Origin of the sequence: Alteromonas ulvae (genome assembly GCF_048987005.1) — a bacterium.
In the GTDB taxonomy this organism is placed as follows: Bacteria; Pseudomonadota; Gammaproteobacteria; order Enterobacterales; family Alteromonadaceae; genus Alteromonas.
Genome location: NZ_CP185261.1, coordinates 1,120,941 through 1,140,373 on the forward strand (window position 1 = coordinate 1,120,941; position 19,433 = coordinate 1,140,373).

The window sequence follows — 19,433 nt, forward strand, 5'->3', positions numbered from 1 at the left end:
AAAGCCCGTGATAGCTATGGTTATGACGGGCTTTAATCATTTTGGCAGCACTTTTTTCTATATTCAGTTTACGCTTATCGCGCTCTCAGTTTAGGCAGAGCTCATCCTTTTCTATTTTTCTCTCGGTTTATCAATTTTTGTTGAGGATGTTTCTTCAATAACACATAAGTAGCGCCAAATCCGCCATGCATAGGCTGCGCGGTATGAAACGCAATGACTTCATCAAGTTCCCGCAACCAATGGTTAACGTAGCTTTTCTTTAAAGCGGGAAAGGGTTTAGAGTTTTCACCCGTTCCATGCTTGATCAATAGTGCTCGTACGCCTTTTTCGTGCCCTGAACGCACGTTTTGATAAAGTAAATCTCTGCTTTCATCGAGGGACTTGCCTGCCATAGATATCATTAACTCAAGCGGGTACTTACCTAACCTTAGTTTTTTAAATACGCCATCTTGAATACCCGGCTGCTGGAATTGTATAAATTCATTGGGCGGTACAGGTTTAACACCTTCCATACTTAATGGGTTTGTTAACTTATCTCGAATGGAGGCTTGCAAAGCAGCGCGTTTCTGTTTTTCTGCCAAGGCTGCTGCTGGGTCGTGCAGCTGTGCTTTATCGTCAGAGATAATGGGTTTTACGTCTTGCATCTCAGCAAAAAAAGAATCCAATTCATTGCGTTTGAAGTGGCTCATTACTGCTCCCCGAGGTGGTAACTTACATCAAGGTAAGTTACATAATGGCTTAAATAACGAATGGTGTTTTGTACACTAAAACAGGATATGGGGATTAAGTTGACAATATCACTGGCGTCCCCACCGCGACTCGAACGCAGATCTAAAGCTTAGGAGGCTCTTGTTTTATCCAGTTAAACTATGGGGACTACGCCGTCGATTATACTCACATAGATCAAATACGGAACCCTCGAGTAAGGATAATTATTCGACTGTCCTTTGGTTCGCTTATTTTTTCACCACAAAGTCATTTTCTTGGATATTTGCAATCAGTCCAGAGCTTTTGTGAACAATAGTTGAAGAGTTTGCGAAGGTATTCTCAACCACAAAGACGCCAGGGTAAAGTGAGTATTGAAGATACCTTTTTCCCTTGTTGTCCACTACCTCTTTTGCTTGATACAGCATAAGCTCATCCCTGTCTTGTAATCCGTTATCACGACCTAATGAAATAGAAACAATATCTCCAGCCACATTAATTACACGCCCTGTTACCGGTTGGCAAGCTGTTGCTGCTTTTAGGTCTTGAATAGCATCTACCATTAGCTTTTGCGCTTCACGACCATAGGTAGATTGCCAAAAGTAATTTGAGAACTCATCGATCTGCGCAAATTGGTCAAATGTCCACTGCGCATGTGTACTGTAAGATTTGGTAAAAAGTTTGCCCCCGTTGATACCGTCAAAAATATGAAGAGTCATGTCAAAGTGTCTATCGACATTATCATCGCTCCACGGCGTGAATACAGAGGCTGCTTTTCTTTTTATGCTTAAATCGTCAATGGTACCTACTATCACAAATTGAGAGTTCCCCCTCTGAGACAAAGAGCGAACATTTTGTTCGGTAAATTCACTTTTGAACTTCGCTGTATGCGGGGCAATGTAAGATACGCGAAGCGTATCAGTCGTGTTAGCCATTAAGTCTGCAAAGCGTTTGGTGACTGCTTCATCAAAATGTCTGATATTGCCTTCAGTGAGCTGTCTCCTGTTTTGAATAAGGAAGTACGTCGTTGCAAAGCGTTTGATATCTGATAAAGCGGCACATTGTTGGGTTGCGGGGAAAATATCTGCCCTAATACTCACGGTGAAGACTTCACTATTGTAGCTTTCGTCAATAATCTCTAGTTGCTCAACTTCACCCGAACTACGAATGGTCATTTCTTCGTTTTCGAGCAAGCCATTCGTAAGTTGCTGAACACTTTTAATCGAGGCTCCTGAGAAAAGCATGGCTTGTTTTAGGGCCTCTTCAATTGCCTCACGTTTAGCCGTTTCTTTATCACCATTTAAAATGATCGCTTGCCCTTTGGCCTCATACCACATGGCATGAGATTGCCCACTGAAAAAGGTTACGAGGCAAATCAGTGCCACACACACATTGATTAAAATGGCATAGCCTTTTATTTTTTTACTTTGCATATAGACCTCGCGAATTCCGCAAATAATGTACTTTTTGCTTATGTCCGGCGTTTTTAACGTTTACTTGCAACGGCTTTGCAGCGACGTTAAAACTCACTCTGAAATTACTCAGTGCTTTTACCTAGGTCAACAGGGCCCAGTAAGTAACATGCTTATGCTAAAACAATGCCAAGTGAGAGGGTGAAAACAGCGTATTAACACGGCGAGTATGATTAAAGGCTGAGTTCTAGAAAAAAGCGAGTTGTTAGCGTTATGTTTCAGTATTTTTCGAGAGGTCGGTTTTTGGCGAATGAAAAGTATAAATTATGCTGTTAAAAACGCTCTTTCTTGTGAGGTGCGCTTATGAATATATTTAAGCTTGGGAAACAGCAAGCTTTGCTGCACGATCAGGCACAAGCCTTGCAAGACAAGCTTTGCAAAACATCAGGCATAAGCCTTGCTACACAAGCCTTGCTATAAGTCTTGCAAATAGAAACTCATACATGAAACTCAAACATATATCAGGCGCAAGCAGGTTATCGCGGATTTAAGCATAACGGACATAGTTGAATTAACGATGACAAGATATGTAACTCAGTTCACTGTGATATATGACATTAGAAATAGGAAAGAATGAAATGGGTATTTCAACAAGTATATATAGAGTGAAAGCTGCTTTATTTATGTGTAGTTTCATGATGCTCACGAGCTGTGGCGTTATTGATAAGCATGTTGAGTGGGAATCGGTTGAGCCCGCTTCGTATCCTGTTCTAACCGCCATAGGCTATGCTCCTATCGAATCACAGCAAGGCAGTAATACTAACGTCAAGCTGTTAATGGCGATGAAAGCGTCAAAGCTAGAGGCTTACAGAGAGCTAGCCGAACAAGTTTACGGTCAGCGCATTGAAGGTAGCCAATCATTATCTAGTCTCGTTATTGATAGTGAGTCCTTACGTGCATCTGTAGATGGTGTTATCAGGGGAGCTGAAATTGTGAAAACTTACCCTGTGGGCGAGGACACTTATGTTACGGAGCTCTCTTTGGATATGAAACGCGTATACGACATCTATTTGACGACGGCTAAGCCTCGAAGAGTCAAAGACGTTAAATACTATTAAATAGGACTATTAAACTATTTAAATCGGATTACTGGTATCGAAGCGCATATGTCAGATTGAGAGCGCGAAGAACTCGAGTTGTGCAAGTGGCAGCATGTCTGCAATTATGCGCTCACACCTGAACCGAGTGTACCGCCCTTTGGTTTTCCTTTTTTGTCATACGTGAGTGATTCTTTCGCACGTACTTCCATCATTAGATTACGCAGGTGGCTTAGACGAAGCTGCCCTTGTTCAACTGCTTTTTGATTTACTTGTGTGCGATACTTACAGTCATCAAGCAAAATTTTTGCTTTTTCTGTAAGCGCATCATCTTCTTTGCTGTATGACTGGCCATTCGCGAACATTGATTCTGCGGTAGCGTCAAGCGTCTGAATCTCTTCAAGGAGCTTCGTTTTATCGTCGAGTAAGGCCATTAACGCTTCAGCATCACGAGAACTAATGAGATGCAGTTCTCTTTCTAGTAGCCCAGAAAGTGCCGTCAGCTTCTCTACCTGATCGTTTAATACCGATGTTAAGTTAGTCTGCTGATTCGTCAATGTATTACTCTTGTGGTTCGCCCGCTTTCTCTGTCAACTACGTCTTCATTTGTAGCTGGTCTTTGTGACATATTTTACGCCATCGATTGTTAATGTACGCTTTTGGGTTGAGGCTTTCAAGTTAGTGTTTTAGGTTTAGCCAAAGGACACTTTAATAAATATTAAGCATTAGAAGAAAAAAAGCAGCGAAGCTTGGAAACGAAATGAATACCCTCACTACTGAGTATCATCACTTTCTGCAACGCTACTTAGTTCCGAAAATCTCGGCCTCGGCTTTTGCAATCTTACTTGCAAGTGCCTCAGGGTTTATTTGATACTCGCCACTTTGGATCGCCTTTTTCAAGCGGTCCACTTTTTCTTGGTTAACTGGCGCCTCAGTCCCTTTCTTCTGAACTTGACTCAACTGCTGGGCAGACTGCGTTAACGAAACAGAATCTTGGCGAGGTGCTGGCGCCGTCGTGGCGGCTTTAGCTGTCGCTTGCTGCTGAGCTTGCTGGGTTTGATTCTGTTGCGAAACTTTCCCATTATCAACGGGATTTTTTGGTAACCCGTTGTTTACGTTATTAATAGACATAATAGTTCCTCACTACCTTTTTACCTCTTATTACGTTATCGACCGCAGACATGTTTTCTTTAACCCAAATTAACGTAAAAAGGATAGTTTTCGTACGCCATTGCTATAATTGTACCACGACTTTCTCTACGCTGGCGACTCTTGCTATCACGGTCTTTTTGGAGCTTGCATTGAGTACCTGAATATTATCACCTACCACGCCATCTTGTTGGGCTATACCGGCGGTTTTTACCTTCATTTTACCCACCTCAGCAGAAATCGTAATACGGTCACCTTTACAAACAAAGCAGAGCATATTTTCCTGAATAGCCTGCCCATTTGTTGCGCGCCGTTTCATTCGCGCACCAACAAGCGTTTCAATGTTGGTAAACGTTGTGTAGCGAAGGTGTTTAATATCCACACTCGCCATTTTTAGATTGGATGAGGTCAACACGGTACCGGGGCTAACGGCGCCATAAGTTACAACAATATCTTTTGTCCTTGATACTTGACCACTAGTGAATAAATACCAATCGTTATTTTGACAGCTCACTCGCACAGAAATGTAGGACTGGCGAAGCGCTTCTTCAGACGTATGGTACTGATAGCCGTCAGGACACTCGGGAATATTTATCCTATCGTCTATTTTCACAATATCGACGTCGATGTTAGTATCCGCGGAATTATCAGCGAGTTGTGATTCGAGGAAGGTTTTAGCGCCGTTTTCTACCACGCGGTGTAAACTCACTTTCGCAACACTTGAAAATGACACTACACTTGACATGATAAGCGCAATAGCGGCCAATGTTTTCTGTTGTCTTCTACTGTTCAATTTTTTCATTGTGACTTTTCGTGTTCAGTTCGTGAGTTATTGGCTATGCTTAGTAACAAGATGCGGAGTTACTATGATCGAGCTTTCTAATGTCAGTCGCTTTTGAGAGTTGCTTTTAAAAGTTTTAGGCGATACTGTCATTTTTCTGTCGTTTAACCTGCAAAAACCAAGTGATCTTGTCTATCTTATTGGATAACGCAATGTTCATGCCCAGAATTACCTAGAGGTGACTTATGTCGGGGATTTTAGATTCAGTTAACCAACGCACGCAGCTTGTGGGGCAGAATCGTTTAGAATTATTATTGTTTAGACTAAATGGACGCCAGCGCTTTGGCATAAATGTGTTTAAAGTACGCGAAGTGCTCCAATGCCCTCCGTTAACCTCTATGCCCAAATTAAACCCTCTCGTACGTGGTATTGCTCATATTCGTGGGCAGACTATTTCTGTTATCGATTTGAGCATGGCAACAAAAGGTCGAAAAATAGAAGATCTCTCTAGCGCCTTCATTGTTATCGCCGAATATAACCGCTCAGTTCAAGGGTTCTTAGTGGGGGCGGTAGAACGCATCATTAATACTAACTGGGACGCGATAATGCCGCCACCTCAGGGCACTGGTCGCGCAAGTTATCTTACCGCGGTAACTGAGGTAGAAAATGAATTAATTGAAATTCTAGATGTAGAAAAGATACTAAACGAAATCTCCCCACTGAATGCCGAGGTAAGCTCGGAAGTTGCAGCTGGGTTAACTACAAAGGGCCAAGAAAACAAAATCATTTTTATTGCAGACGATTCTACTGTTGCAAGAAATCAAGTTAAAAAGGCACTGACTTCTTTAGGGCTTGAAATTGAGCTAGCGAAAAATGGTCTTGAGGCGCTTAAACGCTTAAAAGAAATCGCAGAAGAGTATGGAGACATTACCAAGCGAGTCGGTGTTTTAGTGTCTGATATTGAAATGCCCGAGATGGATGGTTACACGTTAACCGCAGAAATAAAAAATACCCCTGAATTGCAAAAGCTGCATGTTGTCCTTCATACCTCTTTAAGTGGCGTGTTCAATCAGGCCATGGTTCAAAAAGTGGGCGCCGACGATTTTATCGCAAAATTCCATCCTGACGAATTAGCTACCGCTGTGCAAAAATGGCTAATGACCGAATGCGAATAATGGAGCACTAAAGGGTTGATTAATAAAGAGGTTTCTCCAGAAGGTTACCTGAAGTTTAGGCAGTTTTTAGAAAAGCAATGTGGAATAGTGCTTGGCGAAAATAAGCAGTATTTAGTGCGAAGTCGTCTAGCGTCGTTATTGTATAAGTACAGTTATAGCTCTGCGGATGAATTGATTAACGTGGTTGTGCGTGGTCAAGACCGTGATTTGTTGCAAAGCGTAATTGATGCCATGACGACAAACGAAACTCTGTGGTTTCGTGACAATTATCCTTTCGATCTGCTCGTCAAAGACTTGCTTCCTAATTTTGCAAAAACTAATCGGAATATCAAAATTTGGAGTGCGGCCTGCTCATCGGGTCAAGAACCCTACTCAATAGCGATGGCAATCTTAGAGTTTCAGCGGCAGCGCCCAGGCATCTTGAGGGGAGGTGTCGATATTGTGGCGACAGATTTGTCCTCTGAAATGCTGTCTAAATGTGAGTTGGGCGTTTACGATGAGTTGTCCCTTGCGAGAGGGTTATCGCCACAGCGCAGACAAACCTTTTTTCAGCAGCACGAGATGGGGCGGATGCAAATAAAGCCAGAGGTTCGTCGAATGGTAACTTTTAAGAGCTTTAATTTGCTGTCGAGTTATGCTGCCCTTGGTCGTTTTGATATCGTATTTTGCCGCAACGTACTAATTTATTTCTCTGCAGACGTTAAGCAGCGGATACTGCAACAAATTGCCGGTCAGCTGCAGCCTAAGGGCGTTCTTTTTCTTGGCGCTTCCGAATCAATCAGCTCAGCCAGCGACACTTATTCGATGGTTAAATGCCAACCTGGCCTCTATTACCAAAAACGGTAACGTAGTTTCAAAACAGGTAGGGGTGGTTTGAAGGCTCAATTTTAGAGGCTTTTTCACTACCCCAATACCAACCTCCAACAATATATTACACGTCAAAATTCCAAACTGGCATTCGCCTTGCTAATTACTTCACTAGAAAGCAATGAATAACCTTCTGGTGAAGTAACAATCATCAAAAGGTGATAACACGTTAGGGGCATATTGAATGGCGATTAATTTAGACAAGTTAGTGGGGTTCCATGAGTCGGCGTTGAAAATCCGTACCGACCGCATGGAGGTCATCTCTGGCAATCTAGCAAACGCAAACACCCCTGGCTATAAAGCAAGAGACATCGACTTTAACAAAGCCATGCAGTCAGCCCTAAACGAAGGTGTTCAAGGCCAACATAAAAGTAACGGTGGGTTAGTTCGCACCAACGAACGCCACTTAAGCGGCAACCCTTCGTCAGTTGCGGCAAATTTTGACATGCAATACCGCATTCCTACTCAGCCTGATACGGGAGATGGCAATACTGTTGAAGTTCAGTCTGAAAGAAATCGGTTCTTAGACAACGGGCTTCGCTATCAAGCCAGCCTAGAGTTCTTGAATGGCAAAGTGAAAGGTATGAAAAAAGCACTAAGCTCTGGAGGGCAATAGCAATGGGTTTATTTAATGTTATGCAGATATCGAGCACGGGCATGGAGGCGGAAAACGTTCGCCTCAATACCACCGCTAGTAATATCGCAAATGCAAACTCAGTGAGCAGTAGTTACGGTGAAACTTACCGTGCGCGCCATCCGGTCTTTGCTTCAGTTATGCAAGATGCGATGAATAATCAAACCAAAGGCGCTGGCGTCCAGGTCAAGGGGATAGTAGAGAGTGATGCGCCCTTGCAAGTGGAGTATTCGCCAAACAACCCGATGGCAGATGAAGAGGGCTACATCTATAAGCCCAACGTGAACATCGTAGAAGAAATGGCGAATATGATGTCAGCGTCAAAAGCCTATGAAACAAACGTTCAAGTAGCAGATACGACAAAGCGGATTTTTCGTCGCGTACTGCAATTAGGACAAGGGCAATAATGTGCCGTTTGGTTAATGTGAGGACAAACCAGTGAACACAATCAATAACACCGGCTTAAATAGAGATCTGTATTGGCAGGAAGAGAAGGTAAAGATAGCTGACGGCACTGAGCAGCAGCTGTCTCAAGAAGATTTTTTTTCCATGTTAACAGAGCAGCTTGCAAACCAAGACCCAACCAAGCCGGTAGATAACGACCAAATGGTTGCGCAAATGACATCGTTTACAATGGCCGACGGGATATCCCAGCTTAACGAAAAGTTTCAAGCCTTTGCATCCTCTATGACATCTAACCAAGCGCTTCAAGCGTCTAGCTTGATTGGACAAAATGTACTTGTTCAAGGAAACATGGGTTACAAAGCGAATGGTTCAGAAGGGATATCTGGAGTGGTTGTGAATGAGGGAACGGTTCAAGACATGATGATTAGGATCCAAAACCAGTTTGGCGAGGTGATTAAGACCATCGATGCAGGTACTCAGACCGCAGGTAACATCCAATTTGAATGGGATGGCAAAGACCAGTTGGGAAATCCTACGCCAGCGGGTGACTATGTGGTTAATGCAACAGGTACATTAAACGGTGAGGGTGTGCAGCTTAATACCGCCATCAATCGCCATGTAGGTAGCGTAAGCTTGGCCGGTAGCGGCCAAGGCGTAATTTTGAATTTGGATGGTGAGGTCAGTATCAATCTTGATGACGTCATTCAAATCGGCAGTTAATAGGAGAATAAATAATGTCTTTTAATATTGCATTGAGCGGAGTATCCGCCGCACAAAAAGATTTGGATGTTACCGCTAACAACATCGCTAATGTGAACACCGTAGGTTTCAAAGAGTCTCGAGCAGAGTTCGGTGACGTCTATGCTGCGTCGTTACTTGCGGGTGGCAAAACTAAAGTTGGTGATGGTGCGCTTACCCAAGAAGTTGCACAGCAATTTTCGCAAGGTAGTTTACAATTTACTAACACCTCACTTGACCTCGCTATTACCGGTAATGGCTTTTTTACAACAGTACCTGAGATTACATCACGTGATTTTTCATTTACGCGCTCGGGCCAGTTCAAGCTTGATAATGACAACTTTGTAGTGAACAGCAATGGTGATAAGTTAATGGGGTTCCCCGTTAATGCAGATGGTACCAGTGCATCTGTGGCACTCAGTACTACAGAGCCTGTACGAATTCCTGACTCATCAGGCACACCTCAACAAACGTCCGAAGTAGACATACGAATGAACTTGCCCGCTGGTGACACGGGACTCAATCCGGCTGATTTTAATCCGGAAGATCCGCTGACGTTTAACGCGGCTACCTCCGTCACCGTTTACGATTCGCTAGGTGATAGCCACGTAATGACGTACTACTTCATTAAAGATGGTGCGCCGGGAGTTGATAACGAATGGTATGTGGCCACTGCCGTTGACGGCACTCTTGTCGACATGACTGATTCCACAGGTGCTGATACCGATGTGGCGACTGCAGCAAACACGGTTGGAACCAACACGGGTAATGGGGTTACTGCCTCTAAGTTAATATTCTCTCAAGGCGGTGACTTTATTGGTATGGAAACTCCGGATGGTTTACCGACGTTAGATTTTAAAATGGAAACCGAGGCTTTGGGTCCTACGATTTTAGCTAATGGCTCGGATCCTACGCAACAAATCTCCATTGATTTTAATCTTGATGTGAATGGGGCAACGCCCAATGAACCCACACAGTTTGCTTCTGCCTTTGAAGTCACAGCCCTGGAGCAAAACGGTTTGCCAGTAGGAAGGTTAACGGGGATCGACATTGGACCTGATGGTTTAGTTCGCGCTACCTTTTCTAATGGAACCTCAGAGCCCATAGTGCGTGTGGCATTGGTACGCTTCTCGAACGAGCAAGGGTTAACACAGCAGAGCGGCACTCAATGGAAAGAGAGTATTCTGTCTGGTGAGGCGCTTGCTGGTGAAGCAACGACAGGCACCTTTGGCGAAATTAATTCTTCTGCTTTGGAACAAGCGAACGTCAACCTGACTACAGAGCTTATTGATATGATCATTGCTCAGCGTAATTTCCAGGCAAATTCTCGTGCCTTAGAGGTGAATAACTCGCTTAATCAGACTATCTTAAATATTCGATAATCTGATGAATGAGTCGACGTAAAACCGCAGTTATCGCTGCGGTTTTTTAGTTAAAAAAATTCTTTTTATAAACAAAATCAACGTACTCTCTTCATAGTCTCCAACCTTTCTACAAACAGCTTCAATTTGGCACTACCTTTGCAATCACTGTGTATGATGTGAACAGAGTCAAAAGTCAGTCATGGATAAACTTCTCTATATTGCTGCTAGCGGTGCGTCGCAAGACCTTATGGCAACAGGCATTCGTTCTAACAACTTAGCCAATGCACAAACGACAGGTTTTCGTGCTCAACTTGAGCAAGCACGGTCAATGCCGGCCTACGGCGAAGGTTTGCCGACTCGGGTTTTTTCTATCACTGAGAGTCCGTCGAATAACTATGAATCAGGCCCTATGATTAAAACCGATCGAGACCTAGACGTTGCTATACAGGGTGACGGTTGGTTTGCTGTTCAAGATGAAAATGGTCAAGAGGCTTATTCTCGCAATGGCAATTTTAAGTTAGGTACCGACGGAATTTTGACAGACGTGAATGGACGAGCAGTGTTAGGTGATAACGGTCCGTTATTTCTTCCGGTTCCGCTTGATAACTTAACCATTGCTACTGATGGAACCCTGTCAATGAAACAAGTGGGTGCGCCCGCAAATGTCATTGAAACCGTGGGCAGATTAAAGCTAGTTAGCCCCAACTACGCAGATATGGAGCGGGGCAATGACGGCTTGTTCAGAATGGAGGATAAGTCCATTGCTGATGCAAGCGCTAACGTAAAAGTGATGTCGGGAATGTTAGAGGGCTCTAACGTCAACGCAGTGGAAGAAATGGTAGACATGATAAGTCTGCAGCGTCATTACGAACTGCAAGTGAAAGTCATGAAGCAAGCGGAAGAACTCGATACTCGCGGTAATATGCTGCTTAGAATTTTGTAACAGTACTTTTTATTTTTGTTTAATAACAGCGGGAATAGCCCTGCTGTTTGGAGGTTAACATGCACCCAGCACTGTGGATAAGTAAAACCGGATTAGACGCTGCTCAAACTGATGTAGCGGTGGTTTCTAACAACTTGGCGAACGCATCAACGGTGGGTTTTAAGAAAGACCGCGCGGTGTTTGAAGATTTACTCTATCAAAATATCAATCAACCTGGCGGGCGCTCCTCAGCGGATACAGAACTTCCTTCGGGTCTTATGCTAGGTTCGGGTTCGAAAGTGGTATCGACGCAAAAAGCCCACACACAGGGTAATTTATTAACCACTGAAAATGCATTGGATTTGTCAATTCAAGGGCGAGGCTATTTCGAAATATTGCAGCCAGACGGCACAACCGCATATAGCCGAAACGGTCAATTTAGTTTGAATGACCAAGGCCAAATCGTGACCTCAGGTGCCGGTTATTTGCTCCAACCGCAGGTAACAATACCGCCAGACGCGCAGCAAATAACTATTTCTCAAGACGGCCAAGTTAGCGTTAGCATCCGCGGGCAAGCCCAGCCGCAGCAGCTAGGGCAAATTAATATTGCCGATTTTGTTAACCCAACAGGACTTCAGCCTATTGGTCAGAATCTCTATGCAGAAACGGTCTCGAGCGGTTTTCCTGTTCGCGGCGTGCCAGGTCTTCAGGGGCTTGGCATGCTCTCACAAGGTACCCTGGAGACGTCTAACGTTAATGTGACAGAAGAGCTTGTTAATTTGATTGAAAGTCAGCGTCTTTACGAGATGAACTCTAAAGTCATTTCTTCCGTTGACCAAATGCTAGGTCAAGTTATTCAGCAGCTGTAGGGAGTGTACTATGTGTCGTTTTGGCTTTTTGTTATCTGCGCTTGTCGCGCTAAACACGATATCTGGGTGTAAAAGCACACCCGATACACCCGTGCAGGCAAACGATCCTTTCTATGCGCCTATTATTCCCGATTATCCAAGAGAAACGATAATTGAGGATGGTTCTCTGTTTCGCGGGCATTTAGCAAGAAGTCTGTATTCGGATGTCACTGCGCGTCAGGTAGGTGACATTATTACCGTTGTGCTCAGTGAAAATACAGCGGCTACAAAGTCGGCAAACACCTCAACGTCCCGAGAGACCTCTGCAGACCTTCAACCGATTACTGGTTTGGGCGGAAATGCGATAAACATCGGTCCTCAGTCGATTCAGTTAGGTATAGATTCATCAAATGATTTTTCTGGCGATGCCGCTTCAAACCAAGCCAATAGCTTGCAAGGCAGTATTTCCGTCACTGTAGTGGACGTTTTACCGAACAATAATCTTGTGGTGCGCGGAGAAAAGTGGATGACCCTTAACCATGGTGATGAATACATTCGCTTAACCGGCATTATACGGCCTCTTGATATCAACCCTAATAATCAAATTCAGTCTACTCGAGTTGCTAATGCACGCATCCAATACAGTGGCACCGGTACCTTTGCCAGTGCGCAAGAAAAAGGATGGCTGGCTGAATTTTTCTCTTCATCTTGGTGGCCTCTATAACATGGTGGCCTCTAAAAAATGGTGGATAAAATGATGCGTTACATACGGTTCTTGCTGATTCTAGTGCTTTGCATGACAAATAGCGCTCACGCACAACGGATAAAAGATGTGGCATCTGTACAGGGGGTGCGTTCCAATCAACTTATTGGTTACGGCTTAGTGGTTGGTTTACCAGGCACAGGAGAGCAAAACCCATTCACCGAGCAAACGTTCGGAACTATGCTTGCCAATTTTGGTATTCGGATAAATCCTAACATTCGTCCTAACGTTAGAAACGTAGCCGCTGTTGCCGTGCATGCAGAACTGCCGGCGTTTAGTAAACCGGGGCAGACCATTGACGTTACGGTTTCTTCGGTAGGTGAGGCAAAGAGCTTGCAGGGTGGCTCGTTATTACAAACATTTTTGCGTGGTGTTGACGGTGAAATTTACGCAGTAGCACAAGGCAGCCTTGTAGTGAGTGGTTTTGGCGCAGAGGGAGGCGACGGTTCCCGCATCGTCGTTAACACGCCCACAGTGGGCCGCATTCCAAATGGCGCAATGGTAGAGCGTGCAGTACCAAGTGGGTTCGCAAGTGGCGATTCACTGACGCTAAACCTGCATTATCCTGACTTTACCACAGCGAAATCATTAGCTGACACTATTAACCAACGCTTGGGTGCTCAACCTGAAGATGGCTATGTCATCGCTACACCTATTGATGCTGCTTCAGTGAGGGTGTCAGCTCCTCGCGATGCAGGTCAACGGGTGGGCTTTCTTGCCACGCTAGAAAATTTTGAGTTTACCCCAGCAGATGCGCCAGCGCGGGTTGTGATTAACAGTCGAACCGGCACCATTGTTATTGGTAGCGACGTACGGCTTTTACCGGCGGCGATCACTCACGGAGGGCTGACGGTGACTATTTCGGAAAATCAGCAGGTGGCGCAGCCAAATGCATTTGGCGACGGGGAAACCGTGGTGACGACCCAATCTATCGTGGATGTAGATTTAGCTGATAGTCGCATGTTTAAGTTTGAGCCAGGCGTGACGCTGGATCAACTAGTGCGGGCGGTCAATGAAGTGGGTGCTGCTCCTGGTGACTTAATGGCGATTCTAGAAGCATTGAGACAGGCTGGCGCATTGCGCGGCGAACTGGTCATTATTTAAGGGCGGTTAACGATGGAGTCACTCAGTACAAAAAGTCAGTTAGATATGGCACGAAATGTTCACGATATGGGCAGCATCAACAAAATGCGTGAAGCCATTGCCTCTGGCGATGAAACGGTTCTAAAAGAAGCTGCTGAACAGTTCGAAGCGATTTTTGTGCAGATGATGCTTAAGTCCATGCGTAAAGCTCAAGATGCATTAGCCGACGAAGACAGTCCGTTTAATTCACAGCAAGTCAAGTTTTACCGCGATATGCACGACCAGCAGTTGGCCGCCGATTTAACCGCTGGCGGAGGGATGGGGCTTGCAGATGTGATTGTGAAGCAGCTTGGCCAAACCGAAGAAAGCTACACGCCAGCTAGCGTTATACGCAGCGACGGCAATGTATCTTCGCTTAACCAACACCGTGCTCAGTCCATATCTCAGGCACAAAATGTAGCATTATCTTCGTACTCTATGGGCAGCAAAAGTGCCCATAAGGAAGCGATGTTTGATAGTCCTGAACAATTTGTAGAGTCACTTATGCCCCATGCTGAAAAAATAGCTGAAAAGTATGGCATGGATGCAAAAGCGATTGTGTCGCAAGCTGCTGTTGAAACCGGTTGGGGGAAATTTGTTATTCACTCAGCGGACGGTAAGAGCTCCCACAACCTATTTGGCATAAAAGCAAATAGCGAATGGGAAGGAGAGCAGGCGGTTGTTGATACGCTTGAATTTAACGGTTCGGTGCCTCAGAAACAAAAAGCAGCGTTTCGATCATATCGCTCAATTGAAGATGCAATGGATGATTACGGGCGTTTTATCGCCACGCAGCCGCGCTACAGTGACGCAGTGAAAGCTGCAGATAATGCCACAGAGTATACCAAAGCACTGCAAAACGCAGGTTATGCAACCGACCCACACTACGCCGATAAGATCATGTCTGTTTACAACAGCGATAGACTTAACGCGCTTATTCCGCAGAGATAGGGAAGGCATAAACCATGAGTTCAGTTGACTTATTTTCTCTTGCTACCAGTGGTGTTAATGCCAGCGCAAAATTACTACAGACAACCAGTAATAATATCGCCAATGTAAATACACCAGGGTACGTACGAGAGCGCACAGAGCTTAATAATAGCCAGGTTTTTGGCGTGGAGATTGGCAATACAGAGCGCATTATTAATGTATTTGCTCAAAACCAACTCCGTCGTGATATTACTGCAGTGGGTGAACTTGAGGCCTTTTCATCAAAAACAACTGCCATCGACAACCTACTTGCCGGCGAGGCAAATTCTATCTCAAAAGGATTAAGTGAATATTTCTCAGCGCTACAAACGGCGGCAGATGACCCAACCAATCTGGCGTCTAGAGAACAAGTGTTAGGTAAGGCTGAATCTCTGTTTCAGCGAATGAAAACGCTCTCTGAATACATGATTGAGAAAGAAGAAGAGCTTAACTTAGAGTTAACGTCTCTGGTGGATAGAACCAACACACTGATAGAAAATATTGGTGGATTGAATAGAAACATTGTTATAGCGAATGGCAATAATACTAGCGATCAACCCAGTGCATTGCTCAACGAGCGCGATAGAGCCATTGAAGAACTGTCTTCAATCATGGGAATAAACGTTCAAGAAAGTCGTTCACAAAATGGTGCCGTAACTATTAACCTTACGTCAGGTCAATCCTTGGTCTTAGAAAATGGCGCCTTCAATTTATTTGAAATGAGCGGTGGTGCAGATTCGGGTGCGAAAAGATTAAATCTTGAGACCGATTTTGGTTCGGCAACAAAAAATGATACCTCTATACCCACACTAGAAAGTGAGCTAGGCGGTACTATTGGGGGCCTGTTTCGTTACCGAAATGAAGTGCTTGGCACCACAATGCGCGATGTGGGTCAGTTATCCATAGCGTTTGCTGATGCAATGAACCAACAAAATAAACTCGGTATGGACTTAGACGGTCAACTAGGCAGGGATATTTTTGACATCCCTTCATTTCGTGCCATGGCTTACGACAATACAAACGGCGATTACATTGTTACCGGCCAGCTTACAGAAGGTAAAGGCGCGGAACTCACCGATGCGGATTATAAAATTGAAGTAACCGCCATCGCTGCTGGAGTGCCTAGTGAAATTGAAGTTACCCTGTTAAACCCTGACGGAACACCGAAAAAAGATGGCTCAGGCAACGATATCATTTTTTCAAATTTAGCAGTAACGCCCGGGTTTAATGAGCTACCCGGTGGAATAGAAGTCGATTTCTCAGGAACCTCTTCTTACGCTGTTGGCAACACCTTTTTGATTCAACCTACAAAAACGGTCGCATCAGACATCGATTTAGCAACAAGGCGGCCTGAAGATTTAGCGTTTGCAACGCCCGTGAGAGCACAAGCGGATAATGCAAATCTCAGTAATGCAGGTGTAAGGAATGTTGATGTTTCTAACACCATCGTGAGTGGCGGCGCAAATAGATCTGCGTTTGATGGAGCTGGCGGGATTGATACAGCAGCACCAGCACAAATAGTGTTTACCGCCACTGATACGTTTAACGTTCTTGACGGAACTGGGGCTACTATTGCCACGGTAACGGGAGCAACCGACCTCAATAATCTTATAGAACAGGCTAAAAACAGTGGCACATGGCCTGCCAGTTTTGCAGGGCTAAACGACTATCCAGGTTTCGATCTGAGTGTTGATGGCGTTCCTAGACCGGGTGACAGTTTCTCAATTAGCTTTAACACCGATGGATTTAATGACAATAGCAATGCACTTAATCTTGCTATGCTTCAAAATAATCCATCGGTTCAGGTGAGTAGCCAGTCTTCGAATAAGCCTAGAACGTTTCAAGATGCCTATGCATCCATAGTGGGAAGGGTGGGCGGTGAAGCGTCTATGGCAAGTGTGTCTCTTGCCTCAGCGGAAGCAATGAAAGTACAGTCTGAGAATTGGTTTGAGTCTATTTCCGGTGTAAGTCTGGATGAAGAAGCCTCTAATCTTATTAAGTATCAACAAAGTTATGCAGCTGCTGCTCGTATTCTTACCACGGCCCAAGAGCTTTTTAACACCATACTACAGTCTGCGAGGTAGTTAAAAAATGCGTATTTCTACCAATCAAATTTATGACCAAAGCGTCCGTTCAATCATGAATAATCAACGTGATTTAGCGAAAACTCAAGAGCAACTATCCACAGGTAAACGCATTATTTCACCCAGTGATGACCCAGTTGGTGCCGCAAAAGTGCTAAGGCTTACCGAAGAAATCGATGAGCTTACCCAATTTCAGCGGAATAACGATCTAGTTACGGGATCGCTTGAGCAGCAGGAGGCGGTGTTAACCAATATCACTAACTCCATAAACAGAGCACGAACACTCGTTGTACAATCAGGTAATGGTATTCTAGCTGACCCAGACAAACGAGCCATTGGTGCAGAACTAGAACAAATAAAGTTAGAAGTGTTAGATTTAATGAACACCCAAGATGCCGATGGAAACTACCTTTATGCAGGTTATCAGTCAGGTAATCAGGCCTTTTCGTTTAATCCTGCATCGACAGGCAATGCGATTTCCTTTAATGGTGATGCCGGCGTAAGCTTTATTCAGCTCTCGAACAGCTCAAAAATTCAATCAACTAGCAATGGCTATGATGTGTTTGAAAACGTGCTTTCTCGTTTTAAATTTTCAGTGACAGGAAGTGCTGTAGGCACTTTAGAAAGCGCGACGGTAAAAGAGCAGGGAACATTCGATACGTTTTTTGATAAAAACTTCGACCCTGTGAATGCAGCTAACAATAGCTATCGGGTGAATTTTTTAGCCGGTGGACAAGCGGAACTGGTTAATCAAGGCACGGGCACGGTAGTAGATACGGTAGCTTTTACATCGGGTCAACCTTTCACGATTAAAGGCATGCAATTTGAAGCTACTGCCGTTGCCGGCAACAGTATAGATTTTTCTCTTGATACACCAGAAAAGAAAAGCATGGCCCAAGCAATTCATGAGATTCAAGAGATTCTGTTAGACAGCACGATTAATAACAGCGCGCTTCAAGAGTCTATCGCCGATGCATTGGTAGGGCTAGATAACGGGTTAGAGCGAATATCCTTAGAAAGGGCGTCCATCGGCAGTCGACTAAATATTGCAGAATCGTCTTACGAAACTAATCTGGATATGGAAATTGCTGCTAAAGCAGCGCGTTCATCCATTCAAGATGTAGACTACGCTGAAGCATCGACCAAATTTGCTCAGCAAGAGACGGCGCTAAATGCGGCACTTGCGACGTTTCCAAAAGTAACCAACTTGTCGTTATTTAACTTTATCTAAGGCGTGTTAAACCAAATTTGTGCGTATTTGAAAACTCGGTTTTGCTCATTGAAAACAAGAGCTTGTTGAGCACATTAGTATGGCACGACCATACTATGTCTTACTGTTTTGTAAGGCTGATACACCGCTCAATTTAGCGAGGTACACTCGTGCTTCTTCATCACAGTGACTCGAGTAATAGGATACGTAAAGGATGTCGTCATTGAGTACCAAGCCAGGATAGCTGGTGTCGCCGCCACTTGGAAGAGTAATGAGCTCAGTGAGCTTTTTTAATTTAACATCAAAATGCCATATTCGAGTGCTGAAACTTCGTGTTTCCCAGTCTACATGTCGTCCCGAAACCAAAAACTTACCCTCTCCTAAAAAGACCGCAGCTGGTCCACCAATATAAATTCCTAGGTCGTGCCATTCCCAATTTAAATATGGAGGCGTTGAGTGGCCGAATTGTGCGCTAAATGTATCGGCATCTCGGCGTAAAAATACGAACGCATTGCCACGCTTGTCAAAAAGAAGTGCGCTTTCGTTGGGATAGCCCTTTCCTGACTTTTCTAATCCAAATACATTTTTCTGGTAGAGCTCCATAGACTGGAGCGGATTGCCTTTGTACAGGCTAATAAATTCTGCTTTGCGGTTGTATGCAAAGCCATAGGCGGTTTTTTTAAACCAATCGCAATTCCAAATCCACCAGGTGTCGTCGCCAAAGTGATGCGGTTCAGACCACGACAATCCTTTGTCAGAGCTATAGCTTACCATTCGACGTGAAAGGCTGCCGTCATCTAAAACGGTTTTGGCATAAGCGGTGATGATAAGGCGCTCGCCATCGAAAGAAAATTTTGGATCTCTAAGGTCAGTGCCTGATATTTCAATTGCTACAGAGTGCATTGGCTGCAACGTGTTTCTATTGATGTGCACAACGATAATTTTACCGTTTGGACTGACATGCGTATCAGCTTCGCGGTAGGTGCAAAACAACGATGGAGCAGATGTATCAAAAGGATCCGCGCATAAATCAGTAAATGCAGCGTGAGGTGCTGGCGCTGAGATCTGAGTGATTGCATGTATTTTTAATTTATCTATCACTAAAAATCTCCTATGAAAATCTTATAGTTACGACTCTTAAATAAGGCAGTAGGCGGCAATATGTTACCGCTAATCGGCAAAAATCGT

General features: G+C 44.4%; 20 protein-coding genes and 1 tRNA gene. 14 read left to right on the plus strand and 7 right to left on the minus strand.

All coding sequences use genetic code 11. The features are described from left to right. Positions 1 to 101: 101 nt before the first annotated feature. From smrA to ACOJR9_RS04920, 3 genes are all read right to left on the minus strand, one after another. Positions 102 to 689, minus strand: a complete 588-nt coding sequence (gene smrA, locus ACOJR9_RS04910; RefSeq protein ID WP_420935246.1) for a DNA endonuclease SmrA — start codon at positions 687 to 689, stop codon at positions 102 to 104. Positions 690 to 801: 112 nt separating this feature from the next. Further along, positions 802 to 877, minus strand: a tRNA-Arg gene (locus tag ACOJR9_RS04915). 79 nt (positions 878 to 956) lie between these two features. Next, positions 957 to 2,138 (minus strand): flagellar assembly protein T N-terminal domain-containing protein, encoded by a 1,182-nt coding sequence (locus tag ACOJR9_RS04920; protein WP_420935247.1) that lies wholly within the window; start codon positions 2,136 to 2,138, stop codon positions 957 to 959. Positions 2,139 to 2,812: 674 nt separating this feature from the next. Between ACOJR9_RS04920 and ACOJR9_RS04925 the strand changes: the two genes are divergently transcribed. Beyond that, positions 2,813 to 3,235 carry an LPP20 family lipoprotein gene (locus ACOJR9_RS04925; protein WP_420935248.1) on the plus strand — a complete coding sequence of 141 codons (423 nt, stop codon included), beginning with the start codon at positions 2,813 to 2,815 and terminating at the stop codon, positions 3,233 to 3,235. A gap of 104 nt (positions 3,236 to 3,339) precedes the next feature. Here ACOJR9_RS04925 and flgN read toward each other — a convergent pair whose 3' ends face one another. The 3 genes from flgN to flgA all read right to left on the minus strand — a co-directional run bounded on the left by flgN (position 3,340) and on the right by flgA (position 5,165). Then, on the minus strand, positions 3,340 to 3,771 hold the full coding sequence (flgN, locus tag ACOJR9_RS04930) for a flagellar export chaperone FlgN (protein ID WP_420935249.1): 432 nt from the start codon (positions 3,769 to 3,771) through the stop codon (positions 3,340 to 3,342). 244 nt (positions 3,772 to 4,015) lie between these two features. Beyond that, on the minus strand, positions 4,016 to 4,345 hold the full coding sequence (flgM, locus tag ACOJR9_RS04935; RefSeq protein WP_420935250.1) for a flagellar biosynthesis anti-sigma factor FlgM: 330 nt from the start codon (positions 4,343 to 4,345) through the stop codon (positions 4,016 to 4,018). 103 nt (positions 4,346 to 4,448) lie between these two features. Beyond that, complete coding sequence (flgA, locus tag ACOJR9_RS04940; RefSeq protein ID WP_420935251.1) at positions 4,449 to 5,165, minus strand: flagellar basal body P-ring formation chaperone FlgA; 717 nt, start codon at positions 5,163 to 5,165, stop codon at positions 4,449 to 4,451. A gap of 224 nt (positions 5,166 to 5,389) precedes the next feature. Between flgA and ACOJR9_RS04945 the strand changes: the two genes are divergently transcribed. The 13 genes from ACOJR9_RS04945 to flgL all read left to right on the plus strand — a co-directional run bounded on the left by ACOJR9_RS04945 (position 5,390) and on the right by flgL (position 18,266). Next, a complete protein-coding gene (locus tag ACOJR9_RS04945; protein ID WP_420935252.1) occupies positions 5,390 to 6,319 on the plus strand; it encodes a chemotaxis protein CheV in 930 nt (309 codons plus the stop codon). Positions 6,320 to 6,334: 15 nt separating this feature from the next. Continuing rightward, positions 6,335 to 7,165 (plus strand): CheR family methyltransferase, encoded by an 831-nt coding sequence (locus tag ACOJR9_RS04950; RefSeq protein ID WP_420935253.1) that lies wholly within the window; start codon positions 6,335 to 6,337, stop codon positions 7,163 to 7,165. 205 nt (positions 7,166 to 7,370) lie between these two features. Continuing rightward, positions 7,371 to 7,802 (plus strand): flagellar basal body rod protein FlgB, encoded by a 432-nt coding sequence (flgB, locus tag ACOJR9_RS04955; protein WP_420935254.1) that lies wholly within the window; start codon positions 7,371 to 7,373, stop codon positions 7,800 to 7,802. Between the two features lie 2 nt (positions 7,803 to 7,804). Next, positions 7,805 to 8,227, plus strand: a complete 423-nt coding sequence (flgC, locus tag ACOJR9_RS04960; protein ID WP_420935255.1) for a flagellar basal body rod protein FlgC — start codon at positions 7,805 to 7,807, stop codon at positions 8,225 to 8,227. A 31-nt stretch (positions 8,228 to 8,258) separates the two neighbouring features. Continuing rightward, positions 8,259 to 8,945 carry a flagellar hook assembly protein FlgD gene (locus ACOJR9_RS04965; protein WP_420935256.1) on the plus strand — a complete coding sequence of 229 codons (687 nt, stop codon included), beginning with the start codon at positions 8,259 to 8,261 and terminating at the stop codon, positions 8,943 to 8,945. Positions 8,946 to 8,959: 14 nt separating this feature from the next. Then, positions 8,960 to 10,345 (plus strand): flagellar hook protein FlgE, encoded by a 1,386-nt coding sequence (gene flgE, locus ACOJR9_RS04970; protein ID WP_420935257.1) that lies wholly within the window; start codon positions 8,960 to 8,962, stop codon positions 10,343 to 10,345. 181 nt (positions 10,346 to 10,526) lie between these two features. Then, positions 10,527 to 11,270 carry a flagellar basal-body rod protein FlgF gene (flgF, locus tag ACOJR9_RS04975; RefSeq protein WP_420935258.1) on the plus strand — a complete coding sequence of 248 codons (744 nt, stop codon included), beginning with the start codon at positions 10,527 to 10,529 and terminating at the stop codon, positions 11,268 to 11,270. Between the two features lie 59 nt (positions 11,271 to 11,329). Continuing rightward, the gene (gene flgG / locus ACOJR9_RS04980; protein ID WP_420935259.1) at positions 11,330 to 12,118 is read left to right on the plus strand and encodes a flagellar basal-body rod protein FlgG; all 789 of its coding nucleotides are present in this window, start codon (positions 11,330 to 11,332) and stop codon (positions 12,116 to 12,118) included. Between the two features lie 10 nt (positions 12,119 to 12,128). Then, the gene (flgH, locus tag ACOJR9_RS04985; RefSeq protein WP_420935260.1) at positions 12,129 to 12,821 is read left to right on the plus strand and encodes a flagellar basal body L-ring protein FlgH; all 693 of its coding nucleotides are present in this window, start codon (positions 12,129 to 12,131) and stop codon (positions 12,819 to 12,821) included. A 30-nt stretch (positions 12,822 to 12,851) separates the two neighbouring features. After that, entirely contained in the window at positions 12,852 to 13,964 is a 1,113-nt protein-coding gene (locus ACOJR9_RS04990) for a flagellar basal body P-ring protein FlgI (protein ID WP_420935261.1), read from the plus strand. 12 nt (positions 13,965 to 13,976) lie between these two features. Continuing rightward, positions 13,977 to 14,933: a flagellar assembly peptidoglycan hydrolase FlgJ gene (gene flgJ / locus ACOJR9_RS04995; protein ID WP_420935262.1), complete on the plus strand. Its 957-nt coding sequence runs from the start codon at positions 13,977 to 13,979 to the stop codon at positions 14,931 to 14,933. A gap of 14 nt (positions 14,934 to 14,947) precedes the next feature. Beyond that, positions 14,948 to 17,035, plus strand: a complete 2,088-nt coding sequence (gene flgK / locus ACOJR9_RS05000; RefSeq protein WP_420935263.1) for a flagellar hook-associated protein FlgK — start codon at positions 14,948 to 14,950, stop codon at positions 17,033 to 17,035. 7 nt (positions 17,036 to 17,042) lie between these two features. After that, positions 17,043 to 18,266, plus strand: coding sequence for a flagellar hook-associated protein FlgL (gene flgL / locus ACOJR9_RS05005; protein WP_420935264.1), 1,224 nt, complete (start codon positions 17,043 to 17,045; stop codon positions 18,264 to 18,266). Positions 18,267 to 18,359: 93 nt separating this feature from the next. Here the strand turns inward: flgL and ACOJR9_RS05010 are convergent, their stop codons facing one another. After that, positions 18,360 to 19,346: a hypothetical protein gene (locus tag ACOJR9_RS05010; RefSeq protein ID WP_420935265.1), complete on the minus strand. Its 987-nt coding sequence runs from the start codon at positions 19,344 to 19,346 to the stop codon at positions 18,360 to 18,362. Between the last annotated feature and the right edge of the window lie 87 nt (positions 19,347 to 19,433).